Annotated in this window: 23 protein-coding genes and 2 pseudogenes; 15 read left to right on the top strand and 10 right to left on the bottom strand. The window is 67.3% G+C overall.

Going from position 1 to position 25731, the window contains the following annotated elements:
• From QPK29_RS19075 to QPK29_RS19055, 5 genes and pseudogenes are all read left to right on the top strand, one after another.
• Entirely contained in the window at positions 1-957 is a 957-nt protein-coding gene (locus QPK29_RS19075; RefSeq protein WP_371770745.1) for an N-acetylglucosamine kinase, read from the top strand.
• Positions 954-1730 (top strand): annotated as a pseudogene (locus QPK29_RS19070) (N-acetylmuramoyl-L-alanine amidase); the annotation flags it as partial. The gene QPK29_RS19075 and the pseudogene QPK29_RS19070, both read left to right, overlap by 4 nt.
• Before the next feature lie 208 nt (positions 1731-1938).
• A complete protein-coding gene (locus QPK29_RS19065) occupies positions 1939-2844 on the top strand; it encodes a LysR family transcriptional regulator (RefSeq protein ID WP_371770744.1) in 906 nt (301 codons plus the stop codon).
• Positions 2841-3449 carry a M15 family metallopeptidase gene (locus tag QPK29_RS19060; protein ID WP_400189803.1) on the top strand — a complete coding sequence of 203 codons (609 nt, stop codon included), beginning with the start codon at positions 2841-2843 and terminating at the stop codon, positions 3447-3449. Before QPK29_RS19065 ends, QPK29_RS19060 begins: the two co-directional genes overlap by 4 nt.
• 126 nt (positions 3450-3575) lie before the next feature.
• Positions 3576-4235 (top strand): hypothetical protein, encoded by a 660-nt coding sequence (locus QPK29_RS19055; RefSeq protein WP_371770742.1) that lies wholly within the window; start codon positions 3576-3578, stop codon positions 4233-4235.
• 51 nt (positions 4236-4286) lie between these two features.
• Here QPK29_RS19055 and dacB read toward each other — a convergent pair whose 3' ends face one another.
• Together dacB and QPK29_RS19045 are read right to left on the bottom strand one after the other, a co-directional pair.
• Entirely contained in the window at positions 4287-5867 is a 1581-nt protein-coding gene (dacB, locus tag QPK29_RS19050; protein ID WP_371770741.1) for a D-alanyl-D-alanine carboxypeptidase/D-alanyl-D-alanine endopeptidase, read from the bottom strand.
• A gap of 29 nt (positions 5868-5896) precedes the next feature.
• A complete protein-coding gene (locus tag QPK29_RS19045; RefSeq protein ID WP_371770740.1) occupies positions 5897-7135 on the bottom strand; it encodes a nucleoside recognition domain-containing protein in 1239 nt (412 codons plus the stop codon).
• A gap of 212 nt (positions 7136-7347) precedes the next feature.
• On the opposite strand from QPK29_RS19045, the gene QPK29_RS19040 reads away from it, so the two are divergent.
• The 3 genes from QPK29_RS19040 to QPK29_RS19030 all read left to right on the top strand — a co-directional run bounded on the left by QPK29_RS19040 (position 7348) and on the right by QPK29_RS19030 (position 13191).
• Positions 7348-9150, top strand: a complete 1803-nt coding sequence (locus QPK29_RS19040) for an ABC transporter substrate-binding protein (protein WP_371770739.1) — start codon at positions 7348-7350, stop codon at positions 9148-9150.
• Positions 9151-9292: 142 nt separating this feature from the next.
• Positions 9293-12055 (top strand): TonB-dependent receptor, encoded by a 2763-nt coding sequence (locus QPK29_RS19035; RefSeq protein WP_371770738.1) that lies wholly within the window; start codon positions 9293-9295, stop codon positions 12053-12055.
• Positions 12056-12234: 179 nt separating this feature from the next.
• Positions 12235-13191 (top strand): S66 peptidase family protein, encoded by a 957-nt coding sequence (locus QPK29_RS19030; RefSeq protein WP_371770737.1) that lies wholly within the window; start codon positions 12235-12237, stop codon positions 13189-13191.
• A 93-nt stretch (positions 13192-13284) separates the two neighbouring features.
• Here the strand turns inward: QPK29_RS19030 and QPK29_RS19025 are convergent, their stop codons facing one another.
• Positions 13285-14187 carry a LysR family transcriptional regulator gene (locus QPK29_RS19025; RefSeq protein WP_371770736.1) on the bottom strand — a complete coding sequence of 301 codons (903 nt, stop codon included), beginning with the start codon at positions 14185-14187 and terminating at the stop codon, positions 13285-13287.
• 95 nt (positions 14188-14282) lie between these two features.
• Here QPK29_RS19025 and QPK29_RS19020 point away from each other — a divergent pair.
• A pseudogene (locus tag QPK29_RS19020) lies at positions 14283-14809 on the top strand (ester cyclase).
• 10 nt (positions 14810-14819) lie between these two features.
• Entirely contained in the window at positions 14820-15614 is a 795-nt protein-coding gene (locus QPK29_RS19015) for an SDR family NAD(P)-dependent oxidoreductase (protein WP_371770735.1), read from the top strand.
• A gap of 4 nt (positions 15615-15618) precedes the next feature.
• Here QPK29_RS19015 and QPK29_RS19010 read toward each other — a convergent pair whose 3' ends face one another.
• Positions 15619-16218, bottom strand: coding sequence for an FMN-dependent NADH-azoreductase (locus tag QPK29_RS19010; RefSeq protein WP_056126056.1), 600 nt, complete (start codon positions 16216-16218; stop codon positions 15619-15621).
• Positions 16219-16331: 113 nt separating this feature from the next.
• Here QPK29_RS19010 and QPK29_RS19005 point away from each other — a divergent pair, with 113 nt between their 5' ends.
• On the top strand, positions 16332-17240 hold the full coding sequence (locus QPK29_RS19005) for a LysR family transcriptional regulator (protein ID WP_371770734.1): 909 nt from the start codon (positions 16332-16334) through the stop codon (positions 17238-17240).
• 50 nt (positions 17241-17290) lie between these two features.
• Entirely contained in the window at positions 17291-17698 is a 408-nt protein-coding gene (locus QPK29_RS19000) for a MarR family winged helix-turn-helix transcriptional regulator (protein ID WP_400189801.1), read from the top strand.
• Between the two features lie 5 nt (positions 17699-17703).
• Here QPK29_RS19000 and QPK29_RS18995 read toward each other — a convergent pair whose 3' ends face one another.
• Complete coding sequence (locus QPK29_RS18995) at positions 17704-18246, bottom strand: PaaI family thioesterase (RefSeq protein WP_371770732.1); 543 nt, start codon at positions 18244-18246, stop codon at positions 17704-17706.
• A 131-nt stretch (positions 18247-18377) separates the two neighbouring features.
• Here QPK29_RS18995 and QPK29_RS18990 point away from each other — a divergent pair, with 131 nt between their 5' ends.
• On the top strand, positions 18378-18821 hold the full coding sequence (locus tag QPK29_RS18990; RefSeq protein WP_036233287.1) for a MarR family winged helix-turn-helix transcriptional regulator: 444 nt from the start codon (positions 18378-18380) through the stop codon (positions 18819-18821).
• Between the two features lie 99 nt (positions 18822-18920).
• Complete coding sequence (locus QPK29_RS18985) at positions 18921-20108, top strand: thiolase family protein (protein ID WP_371770731.1); 1188 nt, start codon at positions 18921-18923, stop codon at positions 20106-20108.
• A gap of 126 nt (positions 20109-20234) precedes the next feature.
• Here the strand turns inward: QPK29_RS18985 and QPK29_RS18980 are convergent, their stop codons facing one another.
• Positions 20235-21134, bottom strand: coding sequence for a LysR family transcriptional regulator (locus tag QPK29_RS18980; RefSeq protein WP_371770730.1), 900 nt, complete (start codon positions 21132-21134; stop codon positions 20235-20237).
• Positions 21135-21229: 95 nt separating this feature from the next.
• On the opposite strand from QPK29_RS18980, the gene QPK29_RS18975 reads away from it, so the two are divergent.
• Positions 21230-22243 carry a zinc-binding alcohol dehydrogenase family protein gene (locus tag QPK29_RS18975; RefSeq protein ID WP_371770729.1) on the top strand — a complete coding sequence of 338 codons (1014 nt, stop codon included), beginning with the start codon at positions 21230-21232 and terminating at the stop codon, positions 22241-22243.
• On the opposite strand, the gene QPK29_RS18970 is transcribed toward QPK29_RS18975, so the two are convergent.
• From QPK29_RS18970 to QPK29_RS18955, 4 genes are read right to left on the bottom strand one after another with little or no spacing between them, the layout of a single operon-like run.
• Positions 22244-23272, bottom strand: coding sequence for a hypothetical protein (locus QPK29_RS18970; RefSeq protein WP_371770728.1), 1029 nt, complete (start codon positions 23270-23272; stop codon positions 22244-22246).
• Between the two features lie 45 nt (positions 23273-23317).
• Positions 23318-23881 carry a GNAT family N-acetyltransferase gene (locus tag QPK29_RS18965; RefSeq protein ID WP_371770727.1) on the bottom strand — a complete coding sequence of 188 codons (564 nt, stop codon included), beginning with the start codon at positions 23879-23881 and terminating at the stop codon, positions 23318-23320.
• A gap of 4 nt (positions 23882-23885) precedes the next feature.
• The gene (locus QPK29_RS18960) at positions 23886-25013 is read right to left on the bottom strand and encodes an acyl-CoA dehydrogenase family protein (RefSeq protein WP_371770726.1); all 1128 of its coding nucleotides are present in this window, start codon (positions 25011-25013) and stop codon (positions 23886-23888) included.
• A 29-nt stretch (positions 25014-25042) separates the two neighbouring features.
• Positions 25043-25711 carry an SDR family oxidoreductase gene (locus tag QPK29_RS18955; protein ID WP_056126071.1) on the bottom strand — a complete coding sequence of 223 codons (669 nt, stop codon included), beginning with the start codon at positions 25709-25711 and terminating at the stop codon, positions 25043-25045.
• Positions 25712-25731 lie beyond the last annotated feature (20 nt).

Here is a 25731-nt window from a genome sequence, read left to right as displayed (position 1 = left end):
ATGATCGATTCGCAACCCGAACCTATACCGCCGAGTCCGGCTGGCAGCCTGGGACTCGGCATCGACGCCGGCGGCACCGAGACGCGCTGGGCCCTTGCCGCGCCCGGCGGCGCCATCGTGGCCGAGGGCCGCGTCGCCGGCCTGTCCGCGCTGCAGATGGGTACGCCGCACGGCCGCGACACGGTCCGCGCCACCTTCGCCGAACTGGCGACGCAAGCCCTCGTGCACGGCGTGCCGGGCCGGGTCGAAGCGGGCCTGACGGGCTTCGGTGGCGACAGCGAACTGCTGCAGCGCTGGCTGGCGGAAGAGCTGCACCTCGATCCGGCCCGCATCCACTTCTGCAGCGACATGGAGATCGCCTACCGCGCCAGCTTCGCGCCGGGCGCAGGCTATCTCGTGTACGCGGGCACGGGCTCCATCGGCGCCTTCGTCGACGTACACGGCCAGTTCCACCGTGCGGGCGGCCGCGGCGTCGTGCTGGACGATGGCGGCGGCGGCTTCTGGATCGCGAAGGAAGCGCTGCGCCACATCTGGCGCCTCGAAGACGAGCGGCCCGGCAGCTGGGAATCGTCGCCGCTGGCGCAGGCCGTGTTCGACTACGTCGGCGGCGCCGATTGGGCATATTCGCGCCAGTTCATCTATGGCCAGGAACGGGGCGCCGTCGGCAAGCTGGCGCTCGCGGTGGCGGCGACGGCCGATAAGGATCCCGTCGCAGCCGACATCCTGCGCGCGGCCGGCCGCGAACTCGCGCGCCTCGCGCTGGCGCTGACGGGGCGCTTCGGACCGCGTCCCGTCGCCGTGTCCGGGCGGGCGGCGGAGCTGCATCCGCTGATCGTCGACACCATGCGCGCGACGCTGCCCGGCATCGCCTTGACACAGACCCCGGGCCAGGCCCATCACGCGGCGGCGCGCATGGCGCTCGCTGCCGATCCACTCAACCCCATGACATCGACATGAAGACACTCGTCGCGACCCTGCTTCTCGCCCTGCTGGCCGGCTGCGCCACGCCTCCATCCGGACCGCAATACGACCACACGTACACGGCCAAGGGCCAGGCCAGCCGCGTACGTTTCCTCGTGCTGCACTACACCGCCCAGAACTTCCCGGAATCGCTCAGGATCCTGACCCAGCAGGAAGTCAGTGCCCATTACCTCGTGACCGCCGACCCAGTCCCCGTCATCTACAACCTCGTCGATGAAAAGAACGCGGCCTGGCATGCGGGCAACTCGAGCTGGAAGAATTTCACGCAGCTGAACAACAGCTCGATCGGCATCGAGATCGTCAACCTGGGCTGGAAGGACACGCCGACCGGCCGCGTCTACGCACCGTTCCCGCAAGCGCAGATCGACGCGCTGATCCCGCTCGTGCGCGACATCGTCACGCGCCACCACATCGCGCCGGAAAACGTGCTGGGCCATTCCGACATCGCCCCACTGCGCAAGCAGGACCCGGGCCCGATGTTCCCGTGGCGGCAGCTCGCGGCCGCCGGCCTCGTCGCGTGGCCAAATGCCGACCGCGTCGCCATGCTCGTGCCGATCTTCCAGGTGCAATTGCCGGACATCGCGTGGTACCAGAAGAAGCTGGCGACGTGGGGCTACGGCCTCGTGCAGTCGGGCGTGCTCGACGAGCAGACGCGTACCGTGCTGTCGGCGTTTCAGATGAAATACCGTCCGGCCAACATCGACGGCAATCCGGACGTCGAGACGGCCGCGCTGCTGGAAGCGCTGACGAACCCGACCGGTCCGCTGCCGCAGCCGTTGCCGGCGCCGGTCATCACGGCGCCCGTCATCACTCCGGATGTGACGCCGATACCGCCCGCGCCGCCTGCACCTCCGGAACCGCCGCAACCGCCGCAACCACCGGTGCCGCCGCAGCCGGCGGTGCCGCCGCAGCCGGCGGTGCCGCCTGCGCCTGTGCAGCAGTGACCAGGTATTGACGATGCGCCTGCGCCATATCGAAGTCTTCCACGCCATCATGCAGGTCGGCACCATCAGCGGCGCCGCGCAGGTCCTGCACATTTCGCAGCCGGCCGTGACGAAAGTCCTGCAGCACGCCGAGCTGCAGCTGGGCATGCCGCTGTTCGAGCGCGTGCGCGGCAAGCTGATCCCGAAGCCGGAAGCGCACCGCCTGTTCGCCGAGACGGAAAAGCTGAACCGCGACCTACAGGGCATCCGCCGCCTGGCCGCGAGCCTGAAAAACCGCGCCGAGGAAACCGTGCGGCTCGTCTCCACGCCGACGATCGCCGTCTCCGTGCTGCCCGCCGCGCTGACCGTGTGGCGCCGCGATTTCGCGCAGACCCGCTGCGAGCTCGCCACGTTCCACACGAGCGAGATCGTGAACGCGTTGCGCCTCGGCGAGGCCGACCTGGCGCTGTCGCTGCAGGATCCGCGCCACCCCGGCATCGAAGCGGAGCCGATCGCGCAGGGCGCGCTGATGGTGATGGCGCCGGCCGGCACGTGGACCGACGCGGAGTGCGCGCAAGCGATCACGCCGTCCGGTCTCAGCGGCGAGTTGATCGGCCTGGCCGACCGTGACCCGCTCGGCGAAATGGTCGTGGCCGCATGCGAGGCGCAGGACGTGCACCCGGTCTTTCGCACCGTCGTGCAGACGTACCAGATCGCGAGATCTCTCGTCGAGGCGGGTGCGGGCACGGCGGTGCTCGATCCGTTCACGGCCGCGTCCGCCGCGCCGGGCAAGGTGCAGTGCCGCCCGTGGGCGCCGACGATCCCCGTCCAGCTGTACCTGCTGACGGCCAGCCACGCACCGCTGTCGCACGGCGCGCGCGAACTGGCCATGTGCATCGGCGCCACGGCGCGCAATCTGTTGGATAAGGGATGTTCATGAATACCATCGCCAGCGAGGACATCGCCGGCCACCCGGGGTTCCGCCACCTGTCGACCATCGCCGGCATCGCCGTCGACCTGCGCTACGCGACCCCGAACAATTTCGTGGGCCGCGATTTGTACTCTCCCTACGATTGCGCCTGGCTGCACCGCGACGCGGCGTGTGCGCTGGAGCGCGTCGTCGCGTGGTTGAAGGCGCGCCGCCCCGGTTGCACGCCGCTCGTGCTGGACGCCCTGCGTCCGCAGCGCGTCCAGCAGCAACTGTGGGATGCGCTGGCCGGTACCGATTTGCAGATGTATCTCGCGCATCCGCAGCGCGGCTCGATCCACTCGTTCGGGATGGCGCTGGACATCACCATCCTCGACGAGGACGGCCGCGAACTCGACATGGGCACGGGCTTCGACGACATGACGGAACTGTCGCATCCCGCGCTGGAAGCCCGCTTCCTGGCCAGCGGTGAATTGTCGGCGGAGCAGGTGGCCAACCGGCAATTGCTGCGCGACGCCATGTTCCAGGCCGGTTTCGTCGGCATCAACACGGAGTGGTGGCATTTCGATTGCGGCGACCGCAACCTCGTGCGCCAGACTTTCCGCCGCGTGCTCTGACCCCGTCGCACGGTGCTGTCGCGCCACGCTGACGGCACCCGTGCACGCTTGAGCAAGCTCATTCTCCTGCATTTCTCAGCCGGGACAATCGGTCCACTGACCCACGCCCACGCGAAGGAGAAAGAGATGAAGAGTTCGTTGTTGTCCGGTTTTATCCTGCTGATCATGGCCGCGCTGGCCGGTTGCGGCACCGACGCCGGCAGCCGGTTCGCCGCGCGCGACACGACGGTCGAGTACTACCGCGTATTCGACATCAAAACCGACGCCGCGCGCGAGGCCGTGGCCAGTGCCGCCACCGAAGGCCTCAACCGCAACGTGAAGGAAGCCTCCATCGCGACGCCGGCCGCCGAGGCCACCGATCTACCGGGCCACTTCAAGATGGCCGACCCGACGAGCGCCGCGCCCGGCACCGCCGTCGACAAGAGCCCGAGCTGCGAAGGCGCCGCCTGGACCGCCAAGGCTGCCCCGCAAGTACGCGGCGGCGACAACATGAACATGGTCGCCTGCCTGTTCCCGTACAAGAACGGCTACCACCTCGACATGTACGCCGTCTTCACGAAGTCCGAAGGCGGCTGGCTGTCCTGGCCGCGCCGGGTTGGAGGCATGATGCTCGGCACACCGGAAAAATTCACCGAGACCACGATGCTGGACATCGTGCGCACGATCCGCGCGAACACGAAGGCGCAGGTGTCGCTCGTGGAAGCGAAGCCCAATCTGCCGGGAACGCCGTGGCTGGACGGTGGCGATGCGCCGCTCGCCGCAGCCGGACAGGTCAGCAAGCCGTAGGGTGGGCGGCGATACGCGACGGCGGCACCGTCGAGACCGCCATCGGCACCGTTACGGCGTCGCAGCGCCGTTCGCCGAGTTCGTAACTGCAGGCACGGCCGACGGCGTCCCATCCAGCCGCGCAACCCAGTCGACGAGCGCATCGAGCACGGCCCGGCCGCGCCCATTGCCGACCCGGTCGCTGTTGACGAAGGCGACGAGCACGCACTGCCTGCCGTCCGCATCCGGCACGTAACCGGCCAGCGCGACGACGTTGGACAGCGTGCCCGTCTTCAGGCGCGCGCGGCTGGCGGCGGGGCTGTCGTGCAGGCGGCGGCGCATCGTGCCGTCCACGGCCGCGATCGGCATGCTGGCCTGGAGTTCCGGCGCCCAGTTGCTGCGCAGGCCAGCCTGCAGCAGGCCCGCCATCTGGACAGGCGTGATGCTTTCGATGCGCGACAGGCCGGAGCCGTTTTCCACGACGAAGCCGGTGTCGTCGATGCCGCGCGTGCGCATCCAGGCGCGCACGACCGCCTCGCTGCGGGCAAGCGTCGTAAGGGTCGTGCCGGATGTGTTGGGCTGCGGATGGCTGCCCAGCACGGGGTCGGGCTCGAGTGCGCCCAGGCTCAGGAAGAGCAGGCGGGCGAGGGTGTTGTCGGAGGGCTTGTTGATGTCGCGGATGACTTCCGGCAGCGGGCGCGACACGTGCTCGGCCAGCAGGCGCGCACCCGGCGGCGTGGCGCCTTCGACGGCCGTGCCTGTGATGGTGCCGCCCAGCGTCTTCCACTGGCGGCGCACGAGGCGGGCGACGTATTCCTGGCGGTCGATCACGTTGATCGACTCGCTGGCCACGCAGTTTTTCGGGAAGGTGCCGTGCAGCACGACCTTGATGCCGCCGCCCGGACGCGGCACGGCTTCCGGCAGCTTCCACCCGTTTTCCCAGGTGGCGCAGTCGGCATCGATGAGCTTCATGTCCGTGTCGACGGTGACGCCGTCGAGCTCGGGCTGCATCGCGACGCGCACGCGCGTGGCCGGCTTGCCGTCCGGGCGCGGCGTCGAGCGGATGTCCAGTTGCAGCATGTTGCGGTTGACGAACAGCGCGTCCGGGATGGCGTTGTAGTAGGCCTCCGGCGACTCGTCGAACGGCGGCACGCCGACATCCGCGCGCGCCGGATTGAACAGCGTGCGGTCGATGACCAGGTTGCCGTCGATCCGGCGGATGCCCTGGTAGCGCAGGGCGCGCAGCATGGTCGTCAACGTCTCGGTGGACAGGTCGACGTCGGCGCCGCCGCGCAGCACGAGGTCGCCGTGCAGCACGTCGCCCTTGACCTGGCCGGTCGTGCGCATTTCGGTGCGGCCGCGGAACACGGGGCCCAGCTGCTCGAGGGCGACCAGGGTCGTGACGAGTTTCATCGTCGACGCGGGATGCAGCGGATGGTCGGCCAGGTGCGACAACACCGTCCTGTCGCCGCGCAGGACGAGCGCGCTCACGGCATCCTCGGGAATCGCCGCCGCGCGCAGGGCGTCCGTGACGGGGATCGGCAGCGGCGTCGTCATCGACGCCGGCGGTGACGGTTGCAGTTGGGCCGCGGCCGGCATGCCGATGCCCAGCAGCGCGGCGGAGAGAAGAGTCAGTGCGTGACGACGAAGCATGCCTGTCCTTTTTGTTCTTGCTATAGCCATTATCCGAAGAACACGTAGGCCACCGAGATGGCCGCGATGATGCCGGCAAAGTCGGCGATCAGCCCGCAGGAAATCGCATAGCGCGTCTTGCGCACGCCGACCGAGCCGAAGTACAGCGCGACGATGTAGAACGTGGTGTCCGCCGAGCCCTGGAAGATGCAGGCCAGGCGGCCGACGAAGGAATCGACGCCATACGTCTTCATGGCGTCGATCATCAGCGCGCGCGACCCGCTGCCGGACAGCGGCTTCATGAGCGCGGTGGGCAGGGCGGGCGTGAACGCGGTGTCGAGGCCGGCCATGCGGATGAGCCATTCCAGGCCTTGCACGACGAAGCCGAGCACGCCGGCATTGCGGATCACGGAGATGGCGACGAGCATGCCGACGAGATAGGGGATGATCGTGAGGGACGTCTGGATGCCGCCCTTGGCGCCTTCGATGAACGCCTCGTACACATTGACGCGCCGAATCATCGCGCCGACGATGAACACGACGATGATAGTGAACAGGATCAAATTGCTCGCGACCTTGGAGACGGTCTCGATTTCCGGCTTGGTGAGGTATTGCGTGAAGTACCAGATCAGCGTGGCGATCGCGGCCGTCATGCCGCCCAGCCAGCCCAGCACGACGCCGTTCAGCAGGTTGATGCGCTGGCGGATCGACACGGCGATGATGCCGGCGACCGTGGCGACATAGGTCGCGATCATGCACGGGATAAAGATGTCGGACGGGTCTTTCGCGCCGAGGATCGCGCGCTGCGCCATGATCGCGAGCGGAATCAGGGTAAGGCCCGACGTGTGCAGCACGAGGAACATGATCTGTGCGTTGCTGGCGGTGTCCTTGTTCGGATTCAGCGTCTGCAGGCTTTCCATCGCCTTCAGGCCGAACGGCGTCGCGGCATTGTCCAGGCCCAGCAGGTTGGCGGAAAAATTCATCACCATGTGGCCCGTGGCCGGGTGGTCCTTCGGCACTTCCGGGAAGATGCGCGAAAAGAAGGGAGAAATCACTTTCGCCAGCCAGCCGACGGCGCCGGCCTTTTCGCCGATGTTCATGATGCCCAGCCACAGGGTCATCACGCCGGCCAGCGGCAGGGCGATGTCCATCACGCCCATCTTGGCCGCGTCGAAGGTGCCGTCGATGATGCGCTTGAAGATCTCGGTGTCTCCGAGGAAGATCCATTGGGCCAGTGCCGCAACGAAGCCGACGAGGAAGAAGCCGATCCAGATGTAATTTAAAGCCATGGGTGTCGTAGTTTCGGCGGCTCATGCCGCCTGGGCTCGATTGTGCAGCGGAGAGTATAGGCGCTGAGCAAGCTGCACTGATGAAAGTATGGGCTAGGGATATGTAAAAAAGTTATGCGCCTCTGGAAAGCTTGGCGTTCTGTTATCGCGCTGCCGTATTGCCTGGGTCCAAAGCCTGAGCCTATGATACGCAACGCTTCCAGGACCTCGCCATGCCGACTCGCCGCTCCTTCCTCGCTTCCCTGCTGTTCACCGCTCTCGCCCCATTCGCCGCCGCGCAAGGCCCGCAACCCAAGGTCCTGCACATGTTCCTGTCGACGAGCGAGACAGGCATGGACCCGGCCGTCGCGTCCGACATCGCCACGTTGTCCCTGCTGGAAAACCTGTTCGATCCGCTGCTGCGCTACGACTACCTCGCGCGCCCCGTCAAACTGCAGGGCAATGGCGCGAAGGACCTGCCCGAGATCTCCGCCGACGGCCTGACGTACACGTTCCACATCCGCCCCGGCATGCGTTTTACGCCCGACCCGGCCTTTAAAGGTCCGCCGCGCGAGGTGACGGCGGCCGACTATGTCTACAGCATCCAGCGCCTGTATGACCCGACGCTGAAATCGCCGTGGTCGTTCATGTTCGAGGGAAAACTGCTGGGCGATGCGGCGTGGAAGGACCGTTTCAGCTACGCGACGGGCATCCCGGGCCTGCAGGCCGTCGACCGGTACACGCTGCGCATCCGTCTTTCCGAGCCGGATAACAATTTCCTGTTTTACCTGGCCACGCCGGCGACCGGCGTCGTCGCGCGTGAAGTGATCGAGGCGTATCCGGGCCAGGCCGGCAATCACCCCGTCGGCACGGGACCGTTCATGCTGGGGGACTGGAAGCGCAGCGACCGCATCGTCCTCGTCGCCAATCCCACGTCGACGTCCGTCTTTCACTCCGGCGTGGCGACGGACCCGGCCGCCGATCCCGCCGACCGCGCCATCGCCCGCGCGCTCGAAGGCCAGAAGCTGCCGCGCGTGGACAAGGTCGACATCAAGATCGCGGAAGAATTCCAGGGCCGCATGCTGGGCTTCCTGAACGGCGAATACGACTACCTGGAGCAGGTGCCGGAATCGATGACGGACATGGTCATCAGGAACGGCAAGCTGAAACCCGAGCTCACCGCGCGCGGCATGCAGCTGTACCGCTTCCCCGTGCTGCAGACCTACTACATGTGGATGAACATGGAGGATCCGGTGCTGGGCGGTTATTCGAAGGAGAGGGTGGCGCTGCGCCGTGCGATCTCGCTCAGCTACAACAGCGCCGAGGACATCGCGCTGCTGAAACAAGGGTTCGCGATCAAGGCCGAATCGCCGCTGCCGCCGGGCGTGCTGGGCTATGACCCGAACTACCGCAGCCCCGTCCCGTACGATCCGGCGATGGCGAACGCGCTGCTGGACCGCTTCGGCTACGACAAGCGCGACCCCGATGGGTTTCGGCGACAGCCGAAGGCGGGTGGCGGCACGGAACCGCTCACGCTGCAGATGAGCAGCGAAGCGACGGTCGGCGGCCGCCTGCGCGACGAACTGTGGCGCAAATGCCTGAATGCCGTCGGCCTGCGCGTCGTGTTCAAGTCGGACAAGAAAACCGAGATCATCAAGGCATCGCGCCTCGGCAAGGTGCAAATGTTCGAGAGTAACTGGATCGCCGATTTCCCCGACGGCGACAATTTTTACCAGCTGCTGTACGGCCCCAACGCGGGCCGCGCCAACTACGCCCGTTTCAATCTGCCGGCCTACAACGAACGCTACGAGCAGGCGCACGCGCTCAAGGACGGTCCCGAGCGCCAGAAGCTGTACTTCGAGATGAACCAGCTGATCCACGCCTATAACCCGTGGGTGCCGCTGACGCATGTGCTCTCGGCAGATATCCGACAACCGTGGCTGAAAAACTACAAACGCCACCCTGTCGAATTCACGCAATGGCGTTATCTGGATGTCGATGTTGCGGAAAGGACACGTGCTGCACGAGGGAAGTGATACTTTTTGCTAGATTGACTACGTGAAATATTCCCTGCAGTTATAGTCAGCGCCGGAATTTTCATTGGCTGGGCGCGCGCCAGTGCGCTTACCTTTGAATCAAGAATTCATGCCAACGTCATCGTGCACCAAGGAGAGCCACGTGAAGTTAAAGAAGCTAGCGACCATGATCGCCGTGATCGGTACCGCAGCCCCGGCCGTCGCGCAGCAAGCGCAAACGGACAAGCCGATCCAACGCGTCGAAATCACGGGTTCCAGCATCAAGCGCATCGCCACCGAAGGCGCGCTGCCGGTACAGACGATCACGATGGACCAGCTGGACAAGCAGGGCGTCACGAACGCGGAACAGCTGATGCGCCTGATTTCGGCCAACGGCACGGGCGCCGACAATATGACTTCAGGTAATAACGTGTTCGGCGCCGATGCCGACCGCGTCAGCGGCGGCGGCTCGTTCGCGTCGCTGCGCGGCCTGGGCCCGACCGGCACCCTCGTGCTGATCAACGGCCGCCGCATTTCGGGCTACGGCCTGTCCGGCAAGGCGGTCGACCTGAACACGATCCCGCTGGCGGCCGTCGCCCGCATCGAAGTGCTGAAGGATGGCGCGTCCGCGATCTACGGCACGGACGCCGTCGGCGGCGTCATCAACTTCATCCTCAAGACAAATTACGAAGGCGTGCAGGCGAATGCCACCGGCAACTGGACGGAGCACGGTGGCGGCGCCACCCGCCGGCTGCAGGTGGTGGCCGGCCACGGCAACCTGGACACCGACCGCTTCAACGTCATGGTGGCCATCGGCTACGACCGGAACAACGAACTCGATTCGCACCAGCGCTCGTTCGCCAACGGCTACCAGCCGGCGCGCGGCCTGTCGCCGGACACCACCGGCACCCCGGTCGCCAACCAGCTGACGGGCGCCGGCACCGCGCTGGGCTCGAATTTCCAGATGCCGGGCGATCCGAACAAATACCTGCAGGCCGGTCTCCTCTCCCTGCAGGGCAAGTGCGACAGCGTGCAGGGCATGAACCAGTACGCGACGGCGCTGTGGAAGGACGTGACGTCGCCGCTGCGCTCGACCTATTCCTGCGCGTACGACTACGGCGGCGACTACGTGATGCAGCTGCCGACGGAGCGCACGAACGGCGTCGCCCGCGCCACGTTCCAGGTCAACCCGGATCACCGCGTGTTCGCCGAAGCCGTCGCCGCGCACACGAATTCGCTGGCGATCCTGACGCCGGCGCAGATTTCCACGTCGCTCGCGAACGGCAACGCGTATCCGGTGGGCGGCCCGTACTACCAGGACCTGTCGCCGTACATCGCGTCGTTCGACAAGACCAAGCCGATCATCTACAAATGGCGCGCCTGGCCGCTGGGTAACCGCACGCAGAACTACACGACCGACACCGTGCGCCTGATGACGGGCGCCGAGGGCGTCCTCGCCGGCAAGTGGGACTACAAGATCGACCTGTCGCACAGCGAGAGCCACACCAAGACGGACCTCGTCGACGGCTATGCCTACACGAGCGCGCTGTACCAGGTGCTGGGCAGCGGCGTCGTGAACCCGTTCGCCGCGCCGTCGCAGGGCCAGAGCGCCGCCGCGATGCAGGCGCTGGAAGGCACCAAGTTCTACGGCCGCCTCCAGCACGGCAAGACGACGCTCACGCAGTTCAATGCCTCGATCTCGGGCGAGATCTGGCAACTGCCGGCCGGCCCGCTGCAGGGTGCGATCGGCACCGACCTGCGCCGCGAAGGCTATGGCTTCGCGCAGGACGTCGACGCGACCAAGATCCTGCTGGCGCCGGGTAACGCGAACCAGGACACGGTCAACCGCAACGTCAAGGCGATCTACACCGAGCTCGTGGTCCCGGTCATGAAGAACCTGGAACTGCAGCTGGCGCTGCGCCGCGACGACTACAGCCTGATCGGCGCGACGACGAATCCGAAGATCGCGTTCAGCTATCGTCCCACGAGCTGGCTGATGCTGCGCGGTTCGGCCAACAAGGGCTTCCTGGCGCCGAGCTTCGCGCAGCTGTATTCCGGCCGCCTGGACCAGGAACTGCCGAACGGCGTGTCCGACCCGGTCGGCTGCGCGTCCCACCCGGGCGACCCGCGCTACTGCGCGATCGAGCGCCTGAACTACTTCAGCGGCGGCAACCCGAACCTGCGTCCGGAGACCTCCAAGCAGGGCACCCTGGGCTTCATCGTCGAGCCGAACGCGAACTTCTCGATGTCGGTCGACTACTGGGCGATCAACGTCAAGGACCGCATCCTGAACCGCACGCCGCAAGTCGTGCTGGCCAATGCGGCTGCGCTGGGCGAGTACATCCACCGCAATGCGGACGGCACCATCGATTACGTCGACGCGGGCTGGATCAACGCGGCCGGCCTCAAGACGCGCGGCGCCGACGTGGGCCTGCGCGGCCGCGGCAACCTGCCGGACGGCTGGCGCTGGAACGCGACCCTCGACGGCACCTGGACGCAGAGCTACCAGTTCGCCGAGTTCGAAGGCCAGCCGTACGTCGAATACGTCGGCAACTTCTACACGCGCGACATCTACCTGCGCTGGAAGCACAACGCCACGTTCAGCGTGAACAAGGGCGCGTGGAGCTTCCTGCTCAGTAACCTGTACCGCGACGGCTACAAGGACCAGGTGCCGAACGGCGGCAAGGGCACGCCGCCGGCCGGCTTCAATCCGCACGTCGCCAGCTACACGACGTGGGGCCTGTCGACGACGTACACGGGCTTGAAAAACACGACGGTCACCGTCGGCATCCAGAACCTGTTCGACCGCGACCCGCCGTTCACGGCGCACAACGTGGACGAAGTCGTGGGCGCCGGCTGGGATCCGCGCGTGGCCGATCCGCGCGGCCGCTCGCTGAGTTTCGACGTCAAATACCGCTTCTTCTAATCGGTAGCGCCAGTATCCTTGGCACGACCTGCGGCCCGCGACCCTGGAAGCCACAAGCTTCCGCGGCGCGGGCCGTTTTACTTGAACCTCATTCCATGAACAGCAGGCGACGATTCAACGCGATGATGGCGGCGGCGCTGCTGCTTCCGTTCGCGCCTGCACGGTCCGCATCGAGAAAAATGACACCACTGATCAAACCACCGCGCCTGCGCCGCGGCGACGTCGTCGGCCTCGTCGCACCGGGCGGCTACACGAGCGACGCCTCGATCGAGAAGGCCGTGCAGCACATCGAGGCGCTGGGCTTCCGCGTCAAGCCGGGCACGTACCTGCGCGACGTGTGGGGCAATTACGGCGGCACGGTCGCGGCACGTATCGCCGACCTGCACGCGATGTTCCGCGATCCCGAGGTGAAAGCCATCTGGGCGATCCGCGGCGGCTCCGGCTGCATCTCGCTGCTGCGGCACCTGGACTACCGCCTGATCCGCACGCATCCGAAGGTCTTGCTGGGTTACTCCGACATCACCGCGCTGCACCTCGCCATCCACCGCCACGCGGGCCTCGTGACGTTCCACGGCCCGGTCGCATCGAGCACGCCGTCCGGGTATTCGACGGAGCACTTGCTAGCCGTGCTGATGGAGCCGAGAGACGCCTACACGATCCCGATGTCGGCGGAGAACGACCGCCGCGCGCTGGAAGAGCCGTGGTACGCGACGCGCACCGTGCACGGAGGCGTCGCCGAGGGCCCGCTCATCGGGGGCAACCTGTCGCTCGTGAGCGCACTGGCGGGCACGCCGTACGCGGCGGATTTCACGGGCGGCCTGCTGTTCCTCGAAGAGGTGAACGAGGAGCCGTACCGCATCGACCGCTGGATGACGCAGCTCGACCTGGCCGCCGGTTTCGACAAGGCGGCCGGCGTCATGATCGGCATCTGCGAGAACTGCGGGCCGCAGGGCGACGGGCCGTCGCTGACCCTGGACGAGACCCTCGACGTGCACCTGCAGCCGCTGCGCGTGCCGGCGGTGACGGGGTATTCGTTCGGGCATATCCGCAACCAGTTCACGATGCCGGTCGGGATCCGGGGCCGGCTGGATACGGAGGCGCGGACGGTGACGTTGCTGGAGGCGGCCGTCAGCTGATTCGCCGTCGTTCCCGCGGAAGCGGGAACCCATGCTGAGCGTCCGTAGCGTACTCAGTATGGATTCCCGCGTGCGCGGGAATGACGTTGGTTGTTACCACCTCCACGCTTCCTGTAGTCTTTCCTTTAAATACCCCACGAACACCCTCACCCGCGGCGCCAGGTTCCGCTGGTGCGGATACACCGCATGCAGCGGCGCCGCCGCCATCGCGTGGTTCGGAAGCACACGCCGCAACCGGCCGGCCGCCAGGTCATCCCCCACGTCCCAGATCGATTTCAGCGCGATGCCGCTGCCGGCCAGCGCCAGCTGCTGCGCGGCGCCGCCGTCGTTGGTGAGGAAGGCGGCGTCCACGCGCACGGGTGCGGTCTCGTCGCCGTCGAACTTCCAGTCCGTGCGGCGTTGATCGCCGATCACGATGCAGCGGTGGCCCGCCAATTCGGCCGGCGTGCGCGGTTCGCCGTGGCGCTGCAGGTACGCCGGCGACGCGCACAGCACGCGGTAGTTCGGCGCCAGCGCGCGCGCGACGAGCGAGGATGCTTCCAGCGCGCCGTAGCGCACGCCGAGGTCATGGCCGCTGTCCAGCAGGTCGACGACGGCATCCAGGAGCTCCAGCTGGATCGTCACCTGCGGATGCAGTTCCTGGAACGCGGCCGCGATCGGCGCCAGCCAGCGCCGCCCGAATTCGCCCGGCGCCGTGATGCGCAACAGGCCGTGCACGCCGTCGCGGCGCTGCGCGAGCAGGGCTTCGGCCTGCTCGACCTCGTCCAGGATGCGCAGCACGCGCGCGTGGAACAGCCGGCCTTCGTCCGTCAGCGTCTGGCGCCGCGTCGTGCGCTGCAGGAGGCGCGTGCCCAGGCTCGCTTCCAGCAAGGACAAGCGCTTGCTGACGACGGACACTGGCACGTCCAGCTCGCGCGCGGCGGCGGACAGGCTGCCGGCCGAGACGATCCGCGCGAATGCGACGAGGGCAGGGAAGTTGTTGGCGAGCGTGTCCATCTTGCGCTTTTTGGAAATAATGATTTCGTATTCTGCCGCTATTTTTCGTTCAGCGTGAAATCTATGATGGACTCATCGAATCAAGGAGCTCGAACATGAAATCCATCCCCATCCTCGCTGCCATGCTGGTCGCGCTGCCGGCCAGTGCGGACGAACCACTCGTCAGCGCCCGGCAAGTCATCGTCGACCCGTCGCTGCCGCCGGCCCGGCGTGACGCGGACATGCAGGCGGCGCGCCGCTACGCCACGTTCTGGCACACTGGCGATGAACGCTTTGCCCGCGCCGCGCCGCGCTCGCAGCCGATTTCACGGACCGCACGCTGCCGCCGGGCCGCGCGCAAGGCGTGCCGGGGCCGTTGGCCGCGTCGAAATTCGTGCGCACGGCGATCCCGGACCTGCAGGCCGACCTGCGGCAGATGATCGTCGCGGGCGACCGCGTTACCGCGCACTACCGCTTCCACGGCCATTTCACGGGACGGTGGGGCACCACGCAGGGACAAGGGCAGGCGGTCGACTTCATCGCCACCGACATCTATCGCATCGCGGACGGGAAGATCGCCGACAACTGGCACATCGAAGACAATCTCACACTGATGCAGCAACTGGGCCTCGTCGCCCGCTGAAAGGGACATCATGCACATCGATTTGACCGGCAAGACCGCACTCGTTTCCGCTTCCACCGCCGGCATCGGCCTGGCGACCGCCATCGGGCTCGCCGACGCGGGCGCCACCGTCATCCTCAACGGGCGCTCCAGCGATGCCATCGAACGTGCCCGCGCGGCCGTGCTGGCGCGGGTGCCGGGCGCGCAATTGCGTGGCGTCGCCGCCGACCTTGCGACGGCGGAAGGCGCCGCGGCGCTACTCAACGCCGAGCCGCACGTGGACATCCTCGTCAACAACGCGGGCACGTACGGGCCGCAGGATTTCTTCGAGATCGACGACGCCACGTGGGAGCATTTTTTCCAACTGAACGTGATGTCGGGCGTGCGCCTCGCGCGGCACTACCTGAAAGGGATGCTGGAGCGGGACTGGGGCCGCGTCGTGTTCATCTCGTCGGAATCGGGGCTGAACATCCCGGCCGACATGATCCACTACGGGATGACGAAGACGGCGCAGCTGGCCATCTCGCGCGGGCTGGCGAAGGTGGCGGCCGGCAGCGGCGTCACCGTCAACGCGGTGCTGCCGGGGCCGACGCTGTCGGAAGGGGTGCGCGCCATGCTGGAAGGCGCGGCGAAAGAAGCCGATACGTCGGTCGAGCAGGCGGCGACGGACTTCGTGCGCACGCACCGCCCCAGCTCCATCCTGCGCCGCGCGGCGAGCGTGGACGAGGTGGCGAACATGATCGTCTACGTGTGCTCGCCGCAGGCGTCGGCCACGACGGGCGCGGCGCTGCGGGTGGATGGTGGCGTCGTCGATACGATCGCGTAGACGTTTACGCGACCACTTCGTCGATCTGCGTGGCCACTTCGTCGAAGGCGGCAGTGGCGCGGTCCTCGCCCATGTTCACGCCTTCGGCGTAGATGAACTCGACGTCCGTCATGCCCATCAGGCCCAGCACGCCCTTCAGGTACGGCACTTGCGAGTCGCGCTCGGTGTCGCGGTAGATGCCGCCGCGGGCCAGGCCAACATAGACTTTCTTGCCGGTGACGAGGCCTTCCGGACCGTTCGCCGTGTAGCGGAAGGTCTGGCCGGCGCGGGCGACGGCGTCGATCCACGATTTGATTTGCACGGACACGCTGAAGTTATACATCGGCACGCCCAGCACGATCACGTCGGCGCGTTTCAGTTGCGCGATCAGCGCGTCGTCCAGCGCCACGCGGGCGCTTTGCTCCGGCGTGCGTTGCTCGGCGGGCGTGAACAGCGCGGACAGCGCGGCTTCGTCCAGCACGGGGTGCGGGTCGCGCGCCAGGTCGCGCAGCTCGACCGCCGCTTCCGGATGACGTGCCTTCAGGCGCGCCGTGATCGCGTCGGCGACGCGGGTGGAGTTCGAACCGTTGGCACGGGCGCTACCGTTGATTTGCAGGATGTTCATCGTGTTCTCCAGAAGTGTTGGGTCGATGGAGAACATTGTATTGAGACTCTGCGACGGGATTAAGCCGGGTTTCCGGATATCATTGTTCCATTTATGGGACGGGAGTCTGGGCCATGGTGGATGCAAACGATCTGATCCTGTTCGTACGGGTCGTCGACGCGGGCAGTTTTTCGCAGGCGGCCGAGCGGGCCCACCTGCCGAAGTCGACGCTGTCGCGCCGCCTGACCCTGCTGGAAGAAGCGCTGGGCGAAAAGCTGTTCGTGCGCAGCACGCGGCGCGTGGCGATCACGGCGTTCGGCGAGCGCATCCTGGAGCATGCGCGCCGCCTCGTCGACGAAACGGAGGAAGTCGCGGCGCTGGCCCAGCACCGGCAGGAAACGCCGCACGGCGAATTGCGCGTGTCGATGCCGCCCGACCTCATCGAATTCGACTTCGTCGCCTTCTGCCAGGCGTTCCAGGCGCGCTATCCGGCCGTCCGGCTGCGCATCGACCTGTCCCCGCGCCGCGTGGACCTCCTGAGCGAACGTTTCGACGTGGCCGTGCGCGCCGCCCAGCACCTGCCCGACGATGCGACGCTCGTCGCGCGCAAGCTGTTCGACGTGGGCCAGGGTTTGTTTGCCTGCCCGGATTACCTGGCCGAACACGGCACACCGGCGACGCCCGATGACCTTGTCGAGCATGCCTGTCTTGCCTACGCCGGACACGACGGTACGACGCTGCCGTGGGTGCTGGCGCGCGGCGACGCGCGCTGGGAGCAGGTCGTGCAGGGACCGCTCGTATGCAATTCGCCCCGGTTGCAGCGCGAGATGGCGTACCGCGGCGCAGGCATCGCCGCGCTGCCGGTCGACGCCGCCCTGCGCGACTGGATCGGCAACGGCCGCCTGCGCCGCGTCCTGCCGGACTGGTCGCTGCCGACGGCCAGCCTGTGGTGCGTGATGCCGGGACGGCGTTTGATGCCGGCGCGCACGCGCGTGTTCGTCGACATGTTGCAGGCGCACATGGATGCCCTCATGAACGGGTAATTTCTGTGAAAACGCTTGACATGTGTGCGTACGCACATAAAACTATGCCCATGACCGCTTCCGAACGACTCATTGCCTGCAACTGCTTCGCCTCCCGCAAGGCGGCGCGTCTGGTTACGAAGATGTATGAAGACCACCTGTCGCGCGTGAACCTGACGAGCACGCAGTTCTCGATCCTGGTCTACATCGACGAGGTCAAAGAGGGCTCGATGAAGGATCTCGCCGAGGCGATGGTGATGGAGCGCACGAGCGTGATCCGCGCGCTGCAGCCTTTGGCCCGCGACGGCCTCGTGGCCATCGGACCGCATGAGGACGACGCGCGCCGCAACGTCGTGCGCCTCACCGATGCGGGCCGCGCCAGGCTGGCGCAAGCGATGCCCGTGTGGCAGACGGCGCAGGCGGAGTTCGAAAGCCGGTTCGGTGCGGAACTGGCCGGGCAGCTCCGCGGCGTGGGCTGATCGGTTCAGCGGGCCTCGAACACGAGGCACGTGGTCGTTGCATGCGCATACAGCCGGCCCTGCGCATCGACGATCTGCCCTTCTGCCGTCGCGAGCTGGCGGCCGCAATGGAGCACCGTGCCGATCGCACGCAGCGGCCCGCCGTCGAGCCGCGCGCCGCGCACGAGGTTCACGCTCAGCTCCGCCGTCGTGTAGGCGTATCCCGGTTCGAGCGCCGTCTGCACGGCGCAGCCGACGGCCGAGTCGAGCAGGGTCGCGTGCCAGCCGCCGTGCACGGTCCCCATCGGATTCAGGTGTTTTGCCTGCGGCGTGCCCTGGAACGTGGCCTTGCCCTTCTCGACCTCGACGAGGAAGAAGTCGAGCGTCTCGGCGATGGGCGCATACGGGAAGCGGCCGTCGAGCAGCGCTTCCATGATGGCCAGGCCCGTCATCCCGCGCGCTTCCTGCGCCGGCACGACGCCCGGACGTCCGCCGCCCCGCTCGATGCGCGCACGCACCGCGCGCAGTTGTTCTTCCCATTGTCGTGCCACCGTCGGCTGCGTCTCCATGCGATCCTCCTGTCGTGTGATTGGGTGTATATGCAAGGCTCCGGGCGGATTATGCACGGGTTCCGGCATCCCCGGGGTTATACTCGCTAGAGGGACGGCACTAACGCCATCCCGGCAATGGAATACGGTACATGACATCGAACGACCCCCTGTGCAACTGCCTCGCCCTGCGCCAGGCGTCGCGTTACATCACCGGCGTGTACGACCAGGTGCTGAGCGAGGCCGGCCTGCGCGTCACGCAGTTCTCCATCCTGTACAAACTGCTGGGGCTCGGGCCGATGACGGTCAACCAGATGTCCGCCGAACTGGTCATGGACCGCACGACCCTCACCCGCAACCTCAAACCGCTCGAGCGCGATGCCCTCGTGACGACCGGTCCCAGCGAGCACGACAAGCGCGAGCGCGTGATCGTCCTCACGCCGGCCGGCAAGGCAAAAGTAAAAGCCGTGCTGCCGCTGTGGCGCCGCGCCCAGCAGACCTTCGAACAGAACTTCGGCAGCGAACGCGCACTCGAACTGCGCATGCTGCTGCGCGCCGTCGTCGAGACGGGCATCCACGAGCCCGAAGTCAAATAAATCCGCTCGCCGGCAGGGCGCACGTCATGCACCTTTCAAAATACGTGTATATACTCCTATTTGCGTGATCCCGCCATCCACCCCGAAAGGAGAGTCATCATGTCTGCCCGCGACATCGTCCTGTGTGCCCCCGTGCGTACCGCCATCGGCGCGTTCAACGGTTCCCTGAAATCCATCCCCGCCGTCGAACTGGGCGCGGCCGCCGTGCGCGCCGCCGTCGAGCGCGCGGGCATCGCGCCGGACGCCATCGACGCGGTCCTGATGGGCAACGTGATCCAGGCGGGGAACCGCATGAACCCGGCGCGCCAGGCCGCGGTCCACGGCGGCATTCCCGTCAGCGTGCCCGCGATGACGCTGAACCGCGTGTGCGGCTCGGGCGCGCAAGCCATCGCGTCGGCCGCGCACGAGATCCTCGCGGGAGACGCCCATGTCGTGCTGGCCGGCGGCATGGAAAACATGGACCAGGCGCCGTACCTGATGCCGCAGGCCCGCTGGGGCGCGCGCATGGGCCACGCGCAGATCTACGACAGCCTGCTGCACGACGGCCTGAACGACGCGTTCTCCGCGCAGCACTCGGGCTGGCACACGGAGGACTTGATAAAAGACGTGGATATCACCCGTGCCGCGCAGGACCGCTGGGCCGAGCGCTCGCAGCGCCGCTTCTCGGACGCCCAGGCGGCCGGCGCGTTCGAGGATGAAATCGTGGCGATCGAGATCGCGGGCAAGCGCGGCGTGCAGCTGTTCGACACCGACGAAGCGAACCGCCCGGACACCACGCTGGAGACGCTGGCGAAACTGAAACCGGCATTCCGGCCGGACGGCACGATCACGGCCGGCAATGCGCCGGGCCTGAACAGCGGCGCGGCCGCCGTCATCGTCGCCGACCGCGCGACGGCCGAGCGCCTGGGGCTGCAGCCGATCGCGCGCCTCGTCGCCTCGGGCGTGGCGGCCGTGGAGCCGGGCATGTTCGGTCTCGGTCCGGTGCCGGCCGTGCAGAAAGCCCTCGCGCGCGCGGGGTGGAACGTTGGCGACGTCGATCGCTACGAAATCAACGAAGCGTTCGCCGCCGTGCCGCTGGCGGTGGCCAGAAAACTGTCGCTGGCGGAAGACGTCATCAATGTCGAAGGGGGCGCGGTGGCGCACGGTCACCCGATCGGCGCGACGGGGGCCGTGCTCACGGTGCGGCTGCTGCATGCGATGCGGCGCGGGCTGGCGCGGCGTGGCGTCGTCACGCTGTGCATCGGAGGCGGGCAGGGGATTGCGCTGGCGCTGGAGCAGATCGCATGAACACGCGGACGCTAAACAATACGCGAACGTAAAACGGCGTCGTCCCCGCGCAGGCGGGGATCCAGTTTTCAAGCGTTACGTCGACGCATGCAGAATTTGGGCCCCCGCCTGCGCGGGGGCGACGGATTACGCCGCCACCATCTCCCGCATCCGCTCCACCAAAAACTCCCTGAGCACCCTGACGGCCGGCGACACCTGCCGCCGGTTCGCCAGCACCATGTACAGCGGCTGGTTGTTGCCCTCCCAGTCCGCGCACACGATGCGCAATGCGCCGCTTGCGAGATCGGCCTGCACGTCGATGCGCGAGCGGTAGCACAGCCCCAGGCCGTCCAGTGCCCAGCGCCGCACGATCTCGGAATCGTCGGCCACGCGGTCGCCGCGCACCGTCACCTCGATCTCCGCGCCGTCCTGGTAGAAGCGCCAGCGGTCGTTGACCGCCTCGTCCAGCATGAAGCACAGGCAGTTGTGCGCGGATAGATCGTGCGGCGTCTCCGGCGCGCCGTGCCGCGCCAGATACGCAGGCGACGCGCACAGCACGCGCCGATTCGTTTCCAGCAGCGGCAGCGCCACCATGCTGGACTCTCTCGGCTTGCCGAAGCGGAGCGCGATGTCGACCGGCTCGCGGTAAATGTCGGCCAGCCGGTCCGTCAGCTGCAACTTCAGGCGCACGGCCGGATGCCGTTCCTGGAACGCGTTCAGCCACGGCAGCACGACGTGGCGGCCGAGGTCGGACGGCATCGAGATCTGCAATTGACCCTCGATCGTGTTTTCTCCCGCACGCACTTCCGCCTCGGCGTCGCGCAGGCCGTCCAGCAGCGGGCGGCAGCGGGCCAGCAGGCGTTCGCCGGCCACCGTCAGGCGCATGCTGCGCGTCGTGCGCACGAACAGCGCCGTGCCGAGATCCGCCTCCAGCCGCTTCAGGCTCGCGCTGGCGACGGCAGGCGATACATCCAGCGCGCGCGCGGCCGCGGAGAGGCCGCCTTGCTCGGCCGTGGTGACGAACAGTTCGAGGTCGCGCAGATTCATTTTCAAATAAAAATTGAAATTGATTTCGTAATTGCGCAGTTTATCAAAAAGATCGAAGCGCCCAGAATGATCACATCGATCACCAAGGAGCCACCATGAAAGCCATCGCCTACCAGAACAACCTGCCCATAGCTCACGCCGACGCCCTCGTGGACATCACCTTGCCGGACCCGGTCGCGGCCGGCCATGACCTGCTCGTCGACGTGCGGGCCGTGTCCGTGAACCCGGTCGACGTGAAAGTGCGCGCCGGCGCCAAACCGGCCGACGGCGAGTGGAAAGTGCTGGGCTGGGATGCCGCCGGCATCGTGAAGGCCGTCGGGCCGGACGTGACGTTGTTCCGTCCGGGCGACCGCGTCTGGTACGCCGGCTCCATCGCCCGCGCCGGCAGCAACAGCGAGCTGCAGCTGGTCGACGAGCGCATCGTCGGCAGGATGCCGCAGTCGCTGGACTTCGGCGCCGCCGCCGCGCTGCCGCTGACGAGCCTCACGGCGTGGGAACTGCTGTTCGACCGTCTGGAAGTGCCGACCGACGAGCGCGGCGAAGGCAAGACGTTATTGGTGATCGGTGCGGCGGGCGGCGTCGGCTCGATCCTCGTGCAGCTGGCGCGCCGGCTGACGCGCCTGACGGTCGTCGGCACGGCATCGCGTCCCGCAACGCGCGACTGGGTGCTGCAGCACGGCGCCCACCACGTGATCGACCACGGCAAGCCGCTCGCCGACGAGATCCAGCGTGCGGGCCTGGGCGCGCCGGACTACGTGATCAGCCTCACGCACACGGAGCAGCACTTCGACCAGATCGTCGAGATCATCGCGCCGCAGGGCAAATTCGGCCTGATCGACGATCCGGCCCCGATCGACGTCCGCAAGTTCAAGCGCAAGGCCGTGTCGCTGCACTGGGAACTGATGTTCACGCGCGCGCTGTTCTCGACGCCGGACATGATCCGCCAGCACGAGATCCTGAACCGCGTGGCGGACCTGATCGACGCGGGCACGATCCGCTCGACGGCCAACGAGAATGTTGGACGCATCGATGCCGCGAACCTCAAGCGTGCGCACGCGCTGATCGAGTCGAACCGCGCGCAGGGCAAGATCGTGCTGGCGGGATTCTGATTACAAGCGCCGCGTAAATTCCATCGAAATCGGATACACCATCTCGCACGGCTGCCCGTGGCAGACGGCGGGCTTGTAGCGCATGGCCATCGCGGCGCTCGCGACGTAGCGGATCACGTCGTCGTCGAAGCTGCCCACCTTGCGCACCTCCTTCGCCTTGCCGTCGGCGCCCACGAGCACGTGCAGGCGCAGCAGGCCGCGCGCGTCGTACTTGCCGGCGACAGCCACCGCGAGCCGGTTGAATTCGACGGTGCCGTTCTGCGGATACGGCGGATCGTCGCCCGGCTCCAGCGCCGGATAACCGTTGCGGACGATGTCCTTCTGTTCGGGCGTGAGGCCGTCCCAGCCGACGTTGGTCGGCAGCGGCGAGCGCACGTCCGTCTTCGCCAGCAGCGTGCCCGTGTCCGGCTCGGCCTGGCGCTGCTGGAACGTGTTCTCCGCCTTGGGACGGGCCAGCGCCGCGTTGCGGGCGGCAGCATCGAGCGTGCCGGCGCGGCCGCTGCCCGCATACGTGATGCGGTCGCCGTCGACTGGACGGCCGTCGCGGAACTCGCCTTCGACCATGCCGCCGAGGGCATACGTGAGGCGTCCCTGGCCGTTCGGCCGGTCGGCGTGGAATTCGCCCTGGTAGACGTCGCCGTTCGGATAGATCTGCACGCCCTTGCCCTCGCGCCGCATCATCTTGAGGCCGCCTTCGTAGCGCAGCTCGCTGGCAAAGCGCAGGTAACCCTCGCCGTCCGGCACGCCGTCGGTCAGCGAGCCGATGTACGTGAATTTGTCGCCCGCCTTCAGCTTCGCTTCGCCGCTGACGGCGCCGTGCGCGAGCGTGCCTTCGATGCGGCGCGTGATGCCGTCCTTCGTCGTCCATTCGAGCACGCCCTTGCCGTCCGCATAGCCATCCTTGCAGGGGCCGGTCCAGTGCACGGACTGGTCGGTGGGTGCCGGGAGAAGTTTGCCGACCTGGCAGTCGCCGGCGTGGGCCGCTTGTGCGATGCAGGCAGCCAGGAGAAGAGGCAGGGCGGTTTTCATCAACCCACTCTAGCATGCGGATCCGGACCGCATGCTCACCGATTCTCACCGCTGGCGCAGCCTGAACGTCATGTAGCTCAAGTCATGGCTATCCCCCGCGATCCTGAGCATGTCCGCCACGCGCGCGACGGTCGTGAAGCCGGCGCGCGCATACAGTTCGATGGCCGGCCCGTTTTCGGACAAGACTTCGAGATCGATCCACTCGATGTCCGTCTCGGCCCGTGCCCAGGCGGCCGCCGTTTCGAGCAGGCGCCGCCCGAGTCCGCGCCGCCGCCACACGCGGTGCACGCCCATGCCGAGCATGGCGCGGTGCGTCGCGGCCGGTTCCGGGCGGCCGCGCAGGTCGAGGTGGCCCGCGATGTCGCCGTACGCGTCGATCGCGAGCCACAGGCGGCGCCAGCCCGGCTGGCCGATGGGGATGTCGATGCCCTTGATGAACGCGATGCGCAGCCCGGCGGGCAGGCGCGGCTGGCCCGGTGCGATCGGCTGGAACAGCGGCGTGCCGTCGGCGCCGTTGTCGCGCAGGTGGTCGTCCAGGTAGGCGAAGAACGGCGCCAGGTCGGCTTCACCGGCCGGGCGGATCGTCAATGTCGCGGCGCCGTCCATCATGCGTTCACAGGGCCCGTGCGATCAGGATTTTCTGGATGTCGCTCGTGCCTTCGTAGATCTGGCACACGCGCACGTCGCGGTAGATGCGCTCGACGGGGAAGTCGGCCACGTAGCCGTAGCCGCCGAACACCTGCATCGCCGACGACACCACGCGCTCGGCCATCTCGGACGCGAACAGCTTGGCCATCGCGGCTTCCTTCAGGCAGGGCAGGCCGGCGTCCTTCATCGATGCGGCGTGCAGGATCAGCTGGCGCGCGGCCTCGATCTGCATCGCCATCTCGGCCAGGCGGAACTGCACCGCCTGGTGGTCGAAGATCGGCGTGCCGAAGCTTTCGCGCTCCTTCGCATACGCCAGCGCCGCCTCGAACGCGGCGCGCGCCATGCCCACCGATTGCGACGCGATGCCGATGCGGCCACCTTCCAGTCCCGACAGCGCGATCTTGTAGCCTTGTCCTTCTTCGCCGATCAGGTTGTCGACCGGGACGCGGCAGTTGTCGAACACGATCTGCGCCGTGTCCGACGAATGCTGGCCCATCTTCTGCTCGATGCCGGCGACGATGTAGCCGGGCGTATCGGTCGGCACCCAGAACGCGCTGATGCCCTTCTTGCCGGCCGCCTTGCTTGTTACGGCCATGACGATCGCGACGTCGCCGTTCTTGCCGCTCGTGATGAATTGCTTCGTGCCGTTCAGGACGTAGTGGTCGCCATCGCGCACGGCCGTCGTGCGCAGGGCGGCGGCGTCGCTGCCCGTGTGTGGTTCCGTCAGCGCAAAGGCGCCCAGCAGATCGCCCTGCGCGAGCGGACGCAGCCAGCGTTCCTTCTGCGCCGCGTTCGCGTACGTCATCGCGATCGAGCACACGGGGCAGTTGTTGACCGAAATGATGGTGGAGGTGCCGCCGTCGCCGGCCGCGATCTCTTCCAGCACCAGCGCCAGCGCGACGTAGTCGAGGCCCGCGCCGCCGTACTGCTCGGGCACGGCCACGCCGAACGCGCCCAGCTGGGCCAGTTCCTTCAGCTCGTCTTTCGGAAAATGGTGCTCGCGGTCCCAGCGCGCCGCGTTGGGCGCCAGGCGTTCCTGCGCGAAGGTGCGCAGGGCGTCGCGGATCATCTGGTGTTCTTCGGTCAGAATCATTTGTCTCGTCTATCGTTATCTTGGACGGCTCACCATGGGATGGGCGTGCCGTCGTAATTGAGGAAGGCGCCGTTCTGCGCCGGTGTCGCCCTGGCCAGGGTGGCGCGCAGCCCGGCCGCGCTCTGCTCGACGGTGAGCGTGGCGCTCGCGCCGCCCATGTCGGTCTGCACCCAGCCGGGATGGAACGTCAGGCATGTCGCGCCCTGCGGGCCATACGTCAGCGCGGCGTCGGCCAGCACGGAATTCAGCGCGGCCTTGCTGGCGCGGTACAGCGACCCCTGGTTGCTCGTGCGCGCGCCGATGGAACCCATGCGCGACGAGATCACGGCCACCTTGCCGCGCGTGGCAGTCACCAGCGGCGCGACGATGGGCAGCAGGCGCATCGCGGCCAGCACGTTCGTGTGCATGACGTCATCGAACTCCTTCGCCGTCGGGAAGCCGGCGTGATCGGGGCCGTACACGCCCGCGACGAGCCAGGCGGCGTCGATCTTTTCGTCGTCCAGCTTCCAGCCCAGGCCGCCGATCGATTCGGCGTTGGTGACGTCGACCTGGTGCGCTTCCGCGCCCAGCCGGCGCAGCGCCTCGCAATCCGCCGGCTTGCGCGCGGTGGCGATGACGCGCCAGCCGTCGGCGCGGTATTGACGGGCCAGTTCGAGGCCGATGCCGCGCGAGGCGCCGATGATGAGGGCTGTGGACATGGGATGCTCCTTCACGGTAT

It is taken from the genome of Massilia orientalis, from assembly GCF_030411975.2.
GTDB lineage: Bacteria > Pseudomonadota > Gammaproteobacteria > Burkholderiales > Burkholderiaceae_D > Telluria > Telluria orientalis.
This window is presented reverse-complemented; position numbering and strand designations above follow the sequence as displayed.

Excerpts from the sequence above, each read along its gene's own strand:
- QPK29_RS19075 (WP_371770745.1), top strand. The coding sequence starts at position 1 with ATGATCGATTCGCAACCCGAACCTATACCGCCGAGTCCGGCTGGCAGC.
- QPK29_RS19065 (WP_371770744.1), top strand. The coding sequence starts at position 1,939 with ATGCGCCTGCGCCATATCGAAGTCTTCCACGCCATCATGCAGGTCGGC.
- QPK29_RS19060 (WP_400189803.1), top strand. The coding sequence starts at position 2,841 with ATGAATACCATCGCCAGCGAGGACATCGCCGGCCACCCGGGGTTCCGC.
- QPK29_RS19055 (WP_371770742.1), top strand. The coding sequence starts at position 3,576 with ATGAAGAGTTCGTTGTTGTCCGGTTTTATCCTGCTGATCATGGCCGCG.
- dacB (WP_371770741.1), bottom strand. The coding sequence starts at position 5,867 with ATGCTTCGTCGTCACGCACTGACTCTTCTCTCCGCCGCGCTGCTGGGC.
- QPK29_RS19045 (WP_371770740.1), bottom strand. The coding sequence starts at position 7,135 with ATGGCTTTAAATTACATCTGGATCGGCTTCTTCCTCGTCGGCTTCGTT.
- QPK29_RS19040 (WP_371770739.1), top strand. The coding sequence starts at position 7,348 with ATGCCGACTCGCCGCTCCTTCCTCGCTTCCCTGCTGTTCACCGCTCTC.
- QPK29_RS19030 (WP_371770737.1), top strand. The coding sequence starts at position 12,235 with ATGACACCACTGATCAAACCACCGCGCCTGCGCCGCGGCGACGTCGTC.
- QPK29_RS19025 (WP_371770736.1), bottom strand. The coding sequence starts at position 14,187 with ATGGACACGCTCGCCAACAACTTCCCTGCCCTCGTCGCATTCGCGCGG.
- QPK29_RS19015 (WP_371770735.1), top strand. The coding sequence starts at position 14,820 with ATGCACATCGATTTGACCGGCAAGACCGCACTCGTTTCCGCTTCCACC.
- QPK29_RS19010 (WP_056126056.1), bottom strand. The coding sequence starts at position 16,218 with ATGAACATCCTGCAAATCAACGGTAGCGCCCGTGCCAACGGTTCGAAC.
- QPK29_RS19005 (WP_371770734.1), top strand. The coding sequence starts at position 16,332 with ATGGTGGATGCAAACGATCTGATCCTGTTCGTACGGGTCGTCGACGCG.
- QPK29_RS19000 (WP_400189801.1), top strand. The coding sequence starts at position 17,291 with ATGACCGCTTCCGAACGACTCATTGCCTGCAACTGCTTCGCCTCCCGC.
- QPK29_RS18995 (WP_371770732.1), bottom strand. The coding sequence starts at position 18,246 with ATGGAGACGCAGCCGACGGTGGCACGACAATGGGAAGAACAACTGCGC.
- QPK29_RS18990 (WP_036233287.1), top strand. The coding sequence starts at position 18,378 with ATGACATCGAACGACCCCCTGTGCAACTGCCTCGCCCTGCGCCAGGCG.
- QPK29_RS18985 (WP_371770731.1), top strand. The coding sequence starts at position 18,921 with ATGTCTGCCCGCGACATCGTCCTGTGTGCCCCCGTGCGTACCGCCATC.
- QPK29_RS18980 (WP_371770730.1), bottom strand. The coding sequence starts at position 21,134 with ATGAATCTGCGCGACCTCGAACTGTTCGTCACCACGGCCGAGCAAGGC.
- QPK29_RS18975 (WP_371770729.1), top strand. The coding sequence starts at position 21,230 with ATGAAAGCCATCGCCTACCAGAACAACCTGCCCATAGCTCACGCCGAC.
- QPK29_RS18970 (WP_371770728.1), bottom strand. The coding sequence starts at position 23,272 with ATGAAAACCGCCCTGCCTCTTCTCCTGGCTGCCTGCATCGCACAAGCG.
- QPK29_RS18965 (WP_371770727.1), bottom strand. The coding sequence starts at position 23,881 with ATGATGGACGGCGCCGCGACATTGACGATCCGCCCGGCCGGTGAAGCC.
- QPK29_RS18960 (WP_371770726.1), bottom strand. The coding sequence starts at position 25,013 with ATGATTCTGACCGAAGAACACCAGATGATCCGCGACGCCCTGCGCACC.
- QPK29_RS18955 (WP_056126071.1), bottom strand. The coding sequence starts at position 25,711 with ATGTCCACAGCCCTCATCATCGGCGCCTCGCGCGGCATCGGCCTCGAA.